General features: G+C 71.0%; 7 protein-coding genes and 2 pseudogenes. 1 reads left to right on the forward strand and 8 read right to left on the reverse strand.

The window, feature by feature from the left end; translation table 11 throughout:
* Positions 1 to 129: 129 nt before the first annotated feature.
* The 6 genes and pseudogenes from ACZ5D2_RS30600 to ACZ5D2_RS30625 form a co-directional block, all read right to left on the reverse strand.
* The gene (locus tag ACZ5D2_RS30600; protein ID WP_468933794.1) at positions 130 to 1,233 is read right to left on the reverse strand and encodes a hypothetical protein; all 1,104 of its coding nucleotides are present in this window, start codon (positions 1,231 to 1,233) and stop codon (positions 130 to 132) included.
* A gap of 59 nt (positions 1,234 to 1,292) precedes the next feature.
* The gene (locus ACZ5D2_RS30605; RefSeq protein WP_468933796.1) at positions 1,293 to 4,748 is read right to left on the reverse strand and encodes a hypothetical protein; all 3,456 of its coding nucleotides are present in this window, start codon (positions 4,746 to 4,748) and stop codon (positions 1,293 to 1,295) included.
* A gap of 56 nt (positions 4,749 to 4,804) precedes the next feature.
* Positions 4,805 to 7,051, reverse strand: coding sequence for a hypothetical protein (locus ACZ5D2_RS30610; RefSeq protein WP_468933799.1), 2,247 nt, complete (start codon positions 7,049 to 7,051; stop codon positions 4,805 to 4,807).
* 125 nt (positions 7,052 to 7,176) lie between these two features.
* Positions 7,177 to 9,711, reverse strand: a complete 2,535-nt coding sequence (locus ACZ5D2_RS30615; RefSeq protein WP_371681502.1) for a DUF6603 domain-containing protein — start codon at positions 9,709 to 9,711, stop codon at positions 7,177 to 7,179.
* Between the two features lie 478 nt (positions 9,712 to 10,189).
* Positions 10,190 to 10,297 (reverse strand): annotated as a pseudogene (locus tag ACZ5D2_RS30620) (IS5/IS1182 family transposase); the annotation flags it as partial.
* Between the two features lie 198 nt (positions 10,298 to 10,495).
* Positions 10,496 to 11,083, reverse strand: a complete 588-nt coding sequence (locus ACZ5D2_RS30625; protein WP_371681501.1) for a hypothetical protein — start codon at positions 11,081 to 11,083, stop codon at positions 10,496 to 10,498.
* Positions 11,084 to 11,190: 107 nt separating this feature from the next.
* Here ACZ5D2_RS30625 and ACZ5D2_RS30630 point away from each other — a divergent pair, with 107 nt between their 5' ends.
* Positions 11,191 to 12,360 carry an IS630 family transposase gene (locus tag ACZ5D2_RS30630; protein WP_468933802.1) on the forward strand — a complete coding sequence of 390 codons (1,170 nt, stop codon included), beginning with the start codon at positions 11,191 to 11,193 and terminating at the stop codon, positions 12,358 to 12,360.
* A 392-nt stretch (positions 12,361 to 12,752) separates the two neighbouring features.
* Here ACZ5D2_RS30630 and ACZ5D2_RS30635 read toward each other — a convergent pair whose 3' ends face one another.
* Both ACZ5D2_RS30635 and ACZ5D2_RS30640 read right to left on the reverse strand, forming a co-directional pair.
* Complete coding sequence (locus ACZ5D2_RS30635) at positions 12,753 to 13,058, reverse strand: DUF6247 family protein (protein WP_331738593.1); 306 nt, start codon at positions 13,056 to 13,058, stop codon at positions 12,753 to 12,755.
* A 136-nt stretch (positions 13,059 to 13,194) separates the two neighbouring features.
* Positions 13,195 to 13,563: pseudogene (locus ACZ5D2_RS30640) on the reverse strand (transposase); the annotation flags it as partial.
* Positions 13,564 to 13,599: the final 36 nt, after the last annotated feature.

The raw sequence follows: 13,599 nt of genomic DNA on the forward strand, positions 1-13,599 counted from the left end.
GAGCGGATCTCGGATTCGGCGAGGGGGAGGTCGTACTGTTCTGGCTGAGCATGGGCAGCTTGTGCCAGGTGCCCCCGCGGTTCTCGCGCTGTTCGCCGCGGGGGCTTGTCTCATGCCGGCGATCGCGGTCTACGGGTAGGGAGTAGCCAGTTCATCCCTTCCGAACCCGAACCACTCGACGCTCGGGTTGGCGTTCGTGGAGGCTTTGAGCTTGATTTCCTCACCCTTGAGCACCGGGATCGACAGGTAGGGGCTGTGCCCGTCCCCGAGGGGCGTCAGGTAGTGGAGGCCCCGGCCTGCGTCGACATAGAGATTTGCGCCAATGGCTCCCTGGAGCCGTGCGGTGAGGATGCCATCGGTCTTCGCCACGGTTTTCAGCCACCGCTCTTTGAGTCCAATGGAGAGTGCCTGCCGCGTGAGGACCTTCCCCGTGATCGCCAGTTCACCGCCTACGGTGAGGTTGCCGACTTCGAGGTCGGGCCGGGTGACGGTGACCTGGGCGGAGATGATGCGGATGACGGGGTTGGTGGGGTCGCCGGTGGTGGCGCGGAGGTAGAAGGTGGTGTCGGACTTGATGCCTTCGATGTCGAGGCTGGTCCGGTTGGTGACGTCGCGGTTGACGTCGCCGTAGAGGAGTTCGTAGGTGGCGTTGGCGGAGCGTTCCCAGGTGAGCTTGACGTCGCCGCCGTTGGCGATGATGGACGGCTCGCACAGGAAGTTGCGCAGGTAGAAGTCGGCGGGGAACTTGCCGAGGTTGAAGATGGTGGTGCGGTCCTGGAAGGCGGAGCTCCCGGTGCGGGAGCGTTCGGTGATGGTGACCGGGGCGGTGCCGACCTTCCGGCTGACGGGGATGTCGGACAGCTGGATGGTGAACCCGGTGTCGGGGCCGATGGGTGCGTGGCTTCCGGCGGGTGCGCAGACGAACTCCTTGGCGGCCGCGTCCAGGCGCACGGTCCAGCCCGTGAGGCTGATGCGGGGGCTGATCTTGTTCAGGTCGGTGGCGAGGTCGGGTGCCATCGTCCCGGCCGGGACCTTCACCCTGATCCACTCGACATCGGCCGGCGTGCCGCTCTGCCGGGCGACGGAAATGATCACCTCCCCGATCTCCTCGGGGACCTGCGGATTCTCCGGCGATGCCTTGAGCGGGCTCGGGGTGGTGCTGACGGTGTAGGACAGCAACGGGTCATTGGCCGCGGAGGTGTCGGCGTCCTGGGTCTGGGTCACGACGGTCACAAGGGGGCTCCTTCAGCGTGGCGGGCGCGCCGCCCCCCGGGGCGGCGCGTGGCGGGTTCTCAGTGGTCGGTGCGGCTGTGGGCGACGGCGTCGTCCAGAGTGAGGAAGCCGGAGCGGATCTCGGGTTCGGCGAGGGGGAGGTCGTACTGGTCCTGGCTGAGGATCGGCAGCTTCTCCCACTCACCGCCGCGGTTCTCGGACCAGCTCCAGGTGCCGACGACGCCGGCCGGGACCGGCATGAGGACGGTTTCCTCGCTCTCGCCCTGGCTGCCGCGCAGGGTGGTGGTGGCGGCCAGGAGCGGTCCGGTGCGGAAGTTCACGCTCATGCGGGCGATCGCCTGAGCGGTGAACTCCTGCGGGACGAAGACCTTCTTGGTGGCGAGGATGTCGGTGGTGGCGTGCACGGCCGCCCGCGGGTCCAGCAGCACCGTGGCGACCGCGGTGTTGTGGTCACCGAAGTCCAGTTCCAGGCTGGGCTTGTCGCCGATCGGCCGCAGGTACTGCCCGCCGCCGGCGGAGGGGGCGATGACCGTCTCGAAGTGCTCGTAGTCGTCGTCGAGGACGTAGCCGACCAGGCCGTCGTCGCTCTGCTGCGCCTCGCCGAGGCGGATCGCCCACGGGTAGCCGGGCAGCTCGGAGGGCGAGGGCTCGAAGAGGTTCTGCCAGCTGACGTCCGTGCGCAGGGGGCCGCGCAGGTTCATGGTGAGGCGGGTACGGACCAGGGCGAGCGGGCGGCCGAGGAGGAAGCCGAGGCCGGGGTCGGCGGGGCCGTCCGGGTCGATGGTCTCCAGGGCCCGGTCGACGGTGGCGCGGAACGCGTCGAAGGTCTGCGGGCCGCGGGTCTTCACGGCGTTGAGCAGCCGGTAGGGGTGAGGAGCCACCGTTTGCAGCTGTTCGAACCGGGCCACCTCGGAGCCGGGCAGGGCGGACCAGGAGACCTCCCGCCCGCCTCCGGCGTTCAGGGTGACGCGCAGTTCACCGAGCGCGGCCCCGTCCGGGGCGTACACGACCAGGGACCGGTCGAGGCGGTTGTGCAGCAGCCACGCACAGACGGGGTTGGCGCCTGGGGTCAGGTCGGTGTCCTCGTCGGTGGTGGCGGCGAGGAAGTCGAAGCGCAGCCGGGCCGGCTGGAGCAGGCGCGGGCCGAGCTCGACCAGCCGGTCGGAGTCGTAGTCGCTGACGGGGTGGGCCGGGCGCATGGTGTCGGGCATCTCGGGGCGGAAGTGCGCCGCGTTGGTGATGAGGTTGACGGAGCGTCCGAACCGGTCGACGACTGCCAGGTCGAGGAAGGCGAGCTGGCCGGCGCGCAGGTCCTGGAAGGTGGAGACGGGGTCGGGGTCCCAGTCGCTGGCCTTCAGGGGGCCGGGGTCCGGCGGGGGGTAGTCACCGTTGCCGATGAGGGTGGCGAGGTCGCCGGCGGGCTGGAGGCCGGCCAGCGGTTGGCGTTGGGCGATGGCGGCGCCGAAACCGTCGAGGACCTGGGAGAGGTAGTCCGCCTCCCGGGCCTGAGTACGGACGCTCCGCAGGGCGTCGGCGGGCAGCTGGTCGCGCACGCGGGCGTAGCTCTGCAGGGTGCCTTCGACGATGTGGCCGGCGCTGGGGGCCAGGATCTGGCGGCCGGAGACGACCAGCGGGGTGCCGGGCTCTCCGGTGCCCTTCCACTGGTAGCGGGAACCGTCGATGAACTCCCAGTGTGCCGTGTCACCGTCGCGCAGCGGCAGGGGGAAGTATTCGGCCTTCCACAGCAGGAACAGCGGCTGCCAGGGCATCGCCCAGGGCGCGGTGCCGTACTCGGGCAGGGTGCCGGTGACGTCCCGGATGGCCCCGGTTTTCAGGGCGCGGTCGAGGATGAGGAACTCGCTGAGCAGAGCGGGGAAGCAGGGGGGCTGCTGACCGGTGAGGTTGATCTGGGCCGCGGTGGCGGCGACGTCGGTGGTGGTGATGCCGGAGGCGCGGGTGACCACGCGTTCGGGGGTGCGGCAGGGCAGGGCGGTGTCGCGGGTGAGCGGGGCGTGCAGGTTGGCGCCCTGGAGGGTGAGGACCGGGTCGGCGCTGTACTCGAAGTCCTCAACGGGCACCCGGATCAGGCGGCGGGCTTCCCTGGCCCCGTAGGCCGGGTACAGGGTGTCGATGCGCGCGGCCAGATCCGTCTCGCTCTTGCCCCAGGGCAATGCGGCGCGCTGCCCGGCCAGCTCGTGGGCGAGGGCGACGACACGTCCGGCTGCGCCGTCCGCGTTGCCGGGGTCGAGTTCGTCGTCGATCCGGCCGGTGAATTCCTGGGACTTCTTGCGCAGGTGGCTGAGCCACCACAGGTGGTAGAGATGCTCACGGGCGGTGTCGAGCTCGGCTTCGGTGGCGTCGTGCGCGGCTTGGCGACGGTTGAGGTCGGCGACGGTGTCGGCCTCCGCGGCGCGGGCCGCGCGGGAGGTGGTGCGGCCGGTTTCCTCTCCGCGTTCGCCGATGAACCAGCGGTATCCGCCGGGCACGGGGCCGAAGGCGCTGTCGTGGGCGCGGCGGTCGGTGAGGATGTCGGCCTCGGGCCGGTCGCGCTCTTCCAGGGCGTCGATGCCGCCGAGCAGGAACGCCCGGAACAGGTCGGCCTCGTCCCCGGACAGCGCGCCTTCGCCGCCGGCCTGCGCACCGAGTTCGGCGACGGCTTCGGCGATGCTGTTGGACACGATCGGGGTGACGTCGGCGGGGGCCGGGCAGGGCGATTCGGGGACGGGGCCGGTGAGGTTCCAGTCCAGGCCCAGGACCGTTCCGGAGTAGACGGAGGAGCGGATGCCGCCGCCGGAGCCGACGGGCGGCTTCCACTGCAGGCGCTCCAGCAGCGCGGCGAGGTCGTCGGTGCCGGCGAGGATGTCGCTGCCCGGCTGGGCGTACCAGCCGGCGACGAGGTAGCTGAGCCGCTCCCGCGCGGGCGGTTCGCCGCTCGTTTCGTCGAGGAGGGTGTCGTGGAGGGAGAAGACGTTGCTGTTGTAGGGCTGGAAGACCGAGAAGGTCAGCAGCCCGGGGCCGATCGCGGTGAGGAACGGAGCGTGCGCGTCGACCGGTTCCCGCCAGGGGCCGGTGAGTTCGTGGCACTTGCCGATCAGGGTCGGGGCGGCTTCCTCGCTGTCGGGGTCCTGGAAGGAGACGGTGCCGTTCATGGGGTCGAGGTAGTCGCTCTCGACGATCCAGGCCTTGAGCTTCCGGGCGCTGTCGGTGTGGCGTACGACGAGCCACCGGTTGGGCACCAGGGGGAAGTCACCGACGCCTTCCTCCTCGTCGTGGCGGCCGCGGGTGAGAGCGGCGGGCAGTTCCCACTGGAGGTAGACGCCGAGGCGGTCCTCCCGGCCGGTCCACTCCTCGGGGCTGGAGAACGGGGCGGGCTCCGCGGGGACGCCTTCGCCGATGCTGCTGAAGTTGGTGATCCAGCGGTGGAACACGTGCGGGGTTGCGGTGTCGCGAGTGGCCCGGTTGACGGCGAGGGCCGCGACCTCGACCGGCACGATGAGGGTGGTGTCCACGGACATGGCCCGAGGTCCTTTCGGTCAGCGCTTGGCAGTACGGCGCGGGAACGGGGCAGGGCTCAGGGCCGGGAGAAGGTCTGCGCCTGCGGGGCGTCGATCATCTGGAGGGCGAACTGGGCGGAGGTGATCCGCCGGCCTCCGGTGAGCCCGTGGGCGGTGGACAGGGCGGGCACCAGGGCATCGCCGGCGCCATCGACGTTGAGGACGTCGCGCTCGCCGGGCCGCAGGAAGCGGCGGAATCGGCTGTCGTCCGCGGGGGGCGGGGGCGGGAACTCTCCCATGGGGTGGCCGATCCGGTCCCCGGTGATCTGGCGCAGCTCGATGGTGCCGATGTCACTGAGGCCGAAGCACAGGCCGCGTGGGGGTTCGGCCATCTCGAAGCGGTCGATCACCTCGGGGTAGAGCACCAGGCGGATCTCGGTGCCGAACACCGCGTCGCGCACCGGTTCCACCACATCAGAACCCCGGTAGGCGGTGACGATGGTGTGGGGCCAGTTCGGCACCAGGCTGGAGTTGATCAGCACCGCGCACTTCGGGACCGGTCCGCCACCGGTGGCGAGGGCGTTGAGGTCGGCGTCCAGGGTGTGGCCGACGCCGACGCTCAGCGCACCGTCCACGGCCGCCCGCACCCAGTCGGTGTCGATGTAGGCGAAGCGGATGCTCTCGGCCGGCAGCGCGCGAGGATCGGGGACCAGGTGGGTCAGGCCCAGCAGCTCCAGGCGGCGCAGCGCGTCCAGCCAGGCGGTGACCTTCTTGAACTCGTCGGGGGCGGCTTGGGTGAGCAGGCTCGCGACGCCGGGCTGGGCGAGTACGGCACGCGTGTCGCCGATGGTGCGACGGGTGCGGGCTGCGGTGCGGCGGCGGCCGGCGCGCAGCTGCGGGCCGGCCTGGTCGAGAGCCTGCGCGAGGCGGGCCTCGCCGGATCGGGTGTCGCCGTCCACGAGGAGGCGGTCGAAGGCCTCGAAGGCGAGGGGTGCGGTGAGGTGACGGCTGGTCAGTGCGGTCGCGGCGCGGGCGGTGAGCTCTGGGTGGGAGGCGAGACGGCGGGCTGCGGTGCGGGCGGCGCAGCGGAACTCCAGCAGGGCGGTACGGAACTCGGCGTCGGCGAGGGCGAGCGTGCGCCCGGTGGTGAACGCGGCGGCGTAGGCGGTGTCGAAGACGCCGTACTGCTGCAGGTAGACCAGCGCCTCACCCGGGGAGTCCAGGCGGGTGGCAGTTGGTGCGGGAAGCCCCTGCGCCGGCTGCGCGATGAGCGGGCCGCGGTAGAAAGCCAGGGTGCGCTCACCGCTCTCCAGGCGCTGCGGCAGGGCCACGGCCCCGCCCGCCATGCGGTCCAGGGCCACCTTCTGCGGGCCGGCCGGATTGGCCGGGCCGGCGGTCGGCACGCGCAGGCGCAGCTGATCGGCGGGACGCGGGATGGTGCCGTCGGCGGTGGCCAGGTGCTGGGCGAGGTCGCCGAAGCCGACGCCGGAGTCGGGTTCGGTGGTGAACGACCAGGAGGCGAGGGAGACCAGGCGTACGCCTTCGGTGGGCGCGGGGGTGGTCAGGTGCTGGTCGAATCCCTCGAGGGAGACCAGGTGGACGACGTGCCGCCCGCCGGTGGCGGCGGGGAAGCGGTTGGCGACGAGGACGGCGTTGAGTTCGCCCTCGTCGGGTTCGGGGTCCGCGCCGGTGCGGGTGGCGTCGGGGCGCCCGCCCTCGCGCAGGTGCGCGAGGTAGCCCATCTCGGCCGGCAGCGGCTTCACCGCGTCGAACAGGGTCTTGGGGACGAGGACGGTGGCGCACTGCTCGTCGTACTCGTCGGGGCGCAGGCTCTCCGGCGGGAGTGCGGGGGGCTTGCCGGCGCCGAGGGCGCCGTCCAGGAGACGGCGCACGGTGCCGGCCTTGACCAGGCCCACCGCGTCCGGGTCCTCGGGCAGTTCGTCCTCGCGGAACAGCAGCAGGGCCATCCACGGGACGGCGGCCGGCTGGCCCGGGCCCAGGGGGCGGTTCCAGGGCAGGCCGGGGGCGTCGAGGTTGATGTGGGCGAGGGTCTGGCTGTAGGTGCCGGCGGCGTCCGGCACGGGGAACTGCGCGTTGATGCCGGTCGGGTCGAAGCTGAAGCGCGGCTGGACGACGTCGAAGGGCTGCGGGGTGGCGTCGATGACGCGGTCCGCTCCGTCGAGGTCCTTGAGGGTCTGGCGGTTGTCGATCCGGTAGCGTCCGGCGTAGAGGGAGGGGATGCGGTGGTCGAAGAACCGGGTGCGGTGCTGGGCCGCCGGTGCGCTGGTGCGCGGCTGGGGGGCGGGTTCGGACGTGGTGGTCACGAGGCGTGCCTTTCGACAGGACGCAGCGGTGGGATCCGGTGGTGGTGACGAGACGGCGCGGCCTTGGGCGCGCCTCGGCGAGGGCCGCCGCTGTCATGGCGGGTGGCCCGGTGCGGCTCGTCCGGTCAGCCGGCGATGAGCATCGGCTCGGCGGTGAAGGCGGTGCCCGCGGCGAGGGCGTAGCCGCTCAGGTCGGTGTCGAGCACGCCAAGGTCGGCACCGAGACCGGTCAGGGCCTGGGCCAGGGCGGTGCGGTTGGTGCGGGTGGCGGTGGTGTCGATGCCGTCCTGGATCGCGGCGATGACCCCGCCGGGCCGCTTCGGCTCAGGGCCCGTGGCCGGTTCGCCGGCGGACAGCGGCTGGTTGCCGTCGGGGTTGATCGGGTCGAAGGAGATGGCCTGCTCGTCGAGGAACCCGGTGTCGGTGCCGTGGTCGACCGGCGGCGAGGTCAGCCGGATCCCGAGGATCCGGTCGGGGATGATCCCGTCGTTGGGCGCGTCCGGCCGCTGGCCCCACAGGCCGTTGGGCACGTTGCCGCGCAGGACGGAACGGCCCCAGGGCGTCAGGAGGGACGGCTGGCCGTTGTAGGTGAGCCACACGCGCAGTTCGCTGCCCTTGCCCCGCACGTGCATGGGCAGGATGTCTACTGTCGTGCCGGTGGCGACCTCGACGGTGTCGCCGCCCTGGTTCAGGTAGACCTTGCTGACGGGGGCCGGGGTGTCGGCGGTGAAGGTGAAGCCGCCGTTGCTGACCAGCCACGGCTTGATGGCGCCGCGGGTGGCCGGGGTCCCCTCGCCCGTGTATCCGGCGATAGCCGTGGTGCGGACCATGTTCTCGGGTGGCGGCAGCATGCCCTGGAAGCCGCCCCAGTCCAGCGCCGGGGTCTGGTTGCGGCGGCCGGCGCCGAAGCCGATGGTGAAGGAGATGAACCACAGGTGGACGGTGGCCTCGCCACCCACCGCGGGCCCCCAGATCCGAACGCTGACGCCGACCTCGATCGAGATCCTGATCTTGACGAACCAGATCTTGATGGTCGCGGAGACGCCGACCCGGATCCCCATGCCCACGTCGAAGTAGAAGGGGTTCCACTCCAGCAGGGCGTCCACCCGGGCGGAGAGCCAGGCGCGCAGCATGCCGGACTGGAAGACGACGTCCAGGGAGCCGCCGGCCATCAGGGACTTGGGGGTGAACGCGGCGTAGGCGTTGCCGGTGATGTTGACCGTCGAGCCGACGCCCCAGGTCAGACCGGCCGGCTGCTGGCGGGGGTAGCGGGCGGGCAGTTCCCGGCCTGCGGGGATTGCGCCGAGCAGGAACGCGAAGTCGCCGGCCTGCGGGTGGTTGCCGAACCAGAACTTCATGCCGACGCCGCCGCGCAGCTTGCAGTTCGGGTCGATGAGGAACGTCTTCTCGGTGAACGCCGCGCCGATGCTCAGCTCCCCGGCCGTCGGGCGCAGGGTGGCCTCGATGCCGATCTCCACCCGGGCGATCTTCTTGTCGCTCTTGGTGGGCAGTTGCATCCCGGCGACGCCCAGCAGGCTGATCGTCAGGTCGGAGCCGGTCTGCACCAGCGCCATGGCGCGGCCGCTGAAGGTCTCGAAGCAGTCGAAGGCCAGGCCGGCGGCGAACCAGAGGTCGCCCTCCTGCGGCCGTACCCACGGGTTGGAGCCGCCGATCAACTCTCCGAGGACCTTGAGCGGGTCGACCTCCTCGTCATCGGCCCCGATCTCGCCCGGGTTGTCGAGTGCGATCAGGAACGGGAAACCGCCCAGCGCGTCGGCCGCCGGGACCCGCACGCGGCTGTTCCAGCCGAACCCGGCCGAGATGCCGCGCACCTGGAACAGCGGCGGCCCGAAGCCGGTCTGGCTGCCGAGGGAGCCGTAGGCGAAGAGCGACGGATCCGCGCCGGTGCCGTCGGGGACGACGTAAGCGCCCATGGCCGAGCCGTTGAACGCACCGGTGTCCACCAGCAGTACCCCGCCGACCACCGTCTTGTACGGCGGGGAGGCCGGCAGCGCGGTCAGCGCGCCGGCGATCCGCAGCGGCGGGTTGTAGTAGTCGACGCTCAGGCCGTTGTCGCCGCCGGGCGTGCCGATCGGCGACCAGCCGCGCACAGACGGCGCCTCAAGGACCCGCATGCCCTTGCGGCGCCGCGGTCCGGAGCGGGGGGCGAGGATGCCGTTCTCGGTCACCAGCGCCTGCGGGGCGCGGTCGCGGGCGGCTCCGCCGCGGTGCTTCACCGGCGGCAGGGCGCGGCCCAGGCCGTCCAGGCGATCGAGGTCGCTCGGCGGCGCGGGCGTGCGCCTGGTCAGCCGCAGCACCCGGCCGTCCGCCAGGACCCAGGCACCGGAGGGCAGGTCCGTGTCGGCCGGGGCGCCGTCGACCAGGACCAGAGCGCGGCCCTCACCGAGATCTGCGGTTGCCAGGGTCCCGGTCACCCACTCGCCGTCGACGGTGAACGCGATGTCCACCGGTGCCGAGGACGCGGTGACCGCGGCCCGCCCGCCGACCGACAGGGCCCTCGGATCGCACACCGCACCGTCGATCCGCACCGTGCCGCCCGGAAAGACAAGCGCCGCAGCGTCGGGGTCGGCGAACACGGACACCGGGATCTCGACCGCCCCGCCCGCCGCCTGGTCGAGAAGCTTCCGAACGTCTTCCACGTGTGCTGTCACAGCGATCCAACCCTCTACTCGCGGCAAAAGGGGAAAGCGGAAGTCCGCGCCGGTCCGGCGACAAGCCTGAGGTCCGCTGCGAGGATCCTAGCCAGCCGGACACTGAAAGCTCATGTGTAACGACTCAGCGTGATGAACTTGGCTGAAAGCCGCAAACCACATGTGTGGGCGGATGCTCCACGGGCTGCGCCGCCCTGCGTGCAGAAGCGTTTCTACCGGGCCCGCAAGACCCCTGAGATGGCAAACGACCACGCACGGCCGCCCGTGGGCGTCCCTGGCGCCGACGCGCGAGAACGGTAACGAACCAGCCTGATGGGTCGAGCGGTTCGTTCGGCGGATGCCCTCAAGACGGGGTTCGAGGGCGGTCGGGGTTGATATCGGGCGAGCTCTTCGTTCTTGTCGGCGATGGTCGCCTTGAGGCAGGAGCCGCCCGCCCGACGGCGGCCCTGCAGACGGCGGCCCTGCAGACGGCGGCTTTGGTGCCGGATTCCTCCCATGCCTTGCAGTCGTTGCGGTTGCGGGCGAGTGGGCGGCCGACCACGACGACGAGGCGGGTGTCGGCGTCGATGACGATCGAGACCGAGACGACGTGTCAAAGATCTGCAAGCCCTTGGTGGTCGGCTCCGGAAGTCCTTCGGGGGTTGACCCCGCCCGACGCCAAGCAAGCTCGGCGCACGGACGGCGTTCATCCCGCTCACCGCTCTCACTGGTGGCCAGCGCCGGCCTCAGCACAGAGCACGCTGGGTGGCGCGTGATGCCGACAAGCGTGCTTCTACTCGGCCCTGTCGGGGACAGCTCCTCGGGCGTAGAAGGAGACGACGCCGCGCCACGGCGATGGGCCGCCCAGCGTTCGGTCAAGGTGCTCTTGTGACGGGTCGAGCGAGCGTCGGGCCGCGTTGACGAACTTCAGGTGTGCCTCCTCCAGCGCGCTGTGGATTGGCCGAAGCGCCTCAAGGTCGGTGGGCTGGCGACCGTGGAACAGGATGGTGAAATCCTCCACGACCTCGCAGAGCTCCACAGCCGCGGCGGCGGCCTCACGAGTTGCCACCAAGCTCAACGACTGCACTCCGGCATTGAACGGCCCCCAGATGTCAGAGGCAGGCTGGCGCTCCTCAAGGAACGCGCCGCGGAGCTCGGCTTCCACAGCGCCGAACGCCTGCAGGAACCTCTCGTAGGCGGCGGTCTGTGTCCCTTGCAGCCACTGGCGGTTCTGGCCGCGTCGCCCGACGATCCCGCCTGCGATGACGCCCACGACGGTGGCCGCGACGCCACCTGCGGTGGATATCAGAAGGTCCCATGGGACAGCCAAATCGGTTCCCCCGCATGGTGGATGGTCCGTTCGAGCGAGCTCCGTGCTCACTGTAGAGCCCCATGGCCGCGCCGCACCGCACACGCCGAGCAGTGCTCTACTTTCAGCCCCGTGCCTGGCCGCACAACTGGCCATCGCTACCTGATATTCGCAATAGCATGCCCGTTACCGCTGCCTGCCCGATAGCCCTGATCGCCTCCCAGCGCCACCGACTCAAGAAGAAGATGGCCTACGGCCACAAGACCCCGCATCAGGACCGGCAGCGAGCCACGATCGTGCTGCTCGCGGCCCCGGGCCGCTCGAACGCGAGGATCGCCGTCACGACGGGCATGCACGTCGACACGGTACGCACCTGGCGTGCCCGGTTCGCCGAAGGCGGCCTGCCCGCGCTGGCCGACCGCAAGCGTTCAGGGCGCCCGCGCCGCTTCACCCCGGTGCAGGTCGCCGAGGTCAAGGCGCCGGCCTGCCAACTGCCCGCCGAGACCGGCAGCCCGCTGTCTCGCTGGTCGTGTCCGGAACTGGCGCGCGAGGTCGTGGTCCGCGCCAACGCCGGCTCGATCTCCGCCTCCACCGTGCGGCGCCGGCTCAAGGACGACGCGCTCAAGCCCTGGCAATACCGGTCCTGGATCTTCATCCGAGACCCGGCCTTCCAGCCCAAGGCCGCCCGCATCCTGGACCTGTACGCCCGCACCTTCGACGGCGTCCCGCTGGACGAGGACGACTACGTGATCTCCAGCGATGAGAAGACGTCCGTGCAAGCCCGCTGCCGCTGCCATCCCACCCTGGCCCCGGGCCAGGCCCGTGCAATGCGGGTCAACCACGAGTTTCGGCGTGGTGGCGCACTGGCCTACCTCGCCGCCTACGACGTCCACCGAGCCCGCGTCTTCGGACGCTGCGAGCCCACCACCGGCATCGTGCCCTTCATGAACCTGGTCACCCAGGTCATGACCACCGAGCCCTATGCCAGCGCGAAACGCGTCTTCTGGATCGTCGACAACGGCTCCTCCCACCGGGGGAAGGCCGCCATCGACCGCCTGGCCAAGGCGTTTCCCAACGCCGTCATGGTGCACACTCCCGTCCACGCCTCCTGGACCAATCAGGTCGAGATCTTCTTCTCCGCCGTCCAACGCAAAGTCGTGGCACCCAACGACTTCACGGACCTCGACCAAGTCCGAGACCGGCTCCGGGCCTTCGAAGACCGCTATAACGCCACGGCACAGCCGTTCCGGTGGAAGTTCACCACTTACGACCTGGACGATCTGCTGGCCAGGTTCGACCGGCAAACCGCCGATCACCCAGGAGAATCCTCCATCGCGCCCGCGGCCTGATCAACCCCCGAAGGACTTCCGGAGCCGACCACTTAGGGACGGTGAAAATCACCGGGCGGGCGCTCCGCGCACGCTTCGGGATCGGCTGGAGTGGCGCTCGTCGGCCGCCCGGAGGCCGCCCTGCTTGGCAGTGCCGGTCAGACACCGACACACGGCTTGGCGCCGTTGAAGGGTCGTCCGCCCTCCCGCATCGGCCTTCTGTTCGACGGGGCACATCCAGGGCACCCTCAGGGCCGGCAAGGCGGGCCGGTGGCGTGGCCGCGCGAAAGGCGGAAAGGACCACGGGTCGCGGGAGGCAAGGTCGACGACATCACGGACCATCTCCACCGCATGATCGGGGAGCGCCGTGAGCACCTTCGCGGCCTGTGGGGAGAGTCGGGCCGGCCATGCGCTCACGAACGCGCGCCCAGGACGTCTTCCAGGCCGATGCCGTCGGAGTCGTCCAGCCCGGAGGCGATGAATGCATCGACGGCCGAGGCGGATGCCAGACGGGCCTTCCAGGCGCGGACGACCTCGTGAAGCGGGGTGAGGCTGTAGCTGTGCCGGGACTTCTCCAGGGCCTGGGCCCAGTCCTGCTCGAACGCCGGCACCCATTGTGCGGCCCGGGGGTCCTTCCGGACCCGGGCAAGGAGCTCCACAGCCGCGGTGGGCTCGGGGGCCGGGGGCGGTGCGGGCGCGTATTCGGGCTGGGCGCTCATGGGCTCCTCCAGTGTGTCTTCTGACCACGGTACCGGGACCGGTAAAGGTCCACAGGGGATCCCCTGTTGTTGTACTCCGCCGCCGGATTGCCATGAGGCCGGAGTCCTCCGCGCGGCGGGCGCTGCTGTACCCGTGCGCAGCCAGGGCGTCGCCCGGAAGCAGCGCCGCGGGGACGATGGCGTCCAGCAGCGCGGTCCACGAGGTCCGGCCCCTCTCCAGCGCGGCGACGATCGAGTACGGCCAGCCGGGCACCATCTGGTGCTTGCCCAGACCCCGGCCGAAGGTGTGGCAGAAGGAGCGGTCCGAGGAGGTGTCGGCATGCGGACGCAACCACGGGCAGACGTCCACCGCCAGCACCAGCCGACCGTCACCTGCTCGGGGAAGCGGGACACTGGTCAGTACACGCCGCAGCCGGGCGACGTCGATCCGACAGCGGTTGATCCCGGAGTACAAGGCCCCGCGTCCGCGCCGATGCCCGGGAGCCAGCGCCAGGTCCGCAAGGGTGCAGGCGTGGAGATCAGGTGCCTGTTCGTGGAGCCG

This window comes from Streptomyces sp. NPDC031479 (assembly GCF_055581065.1).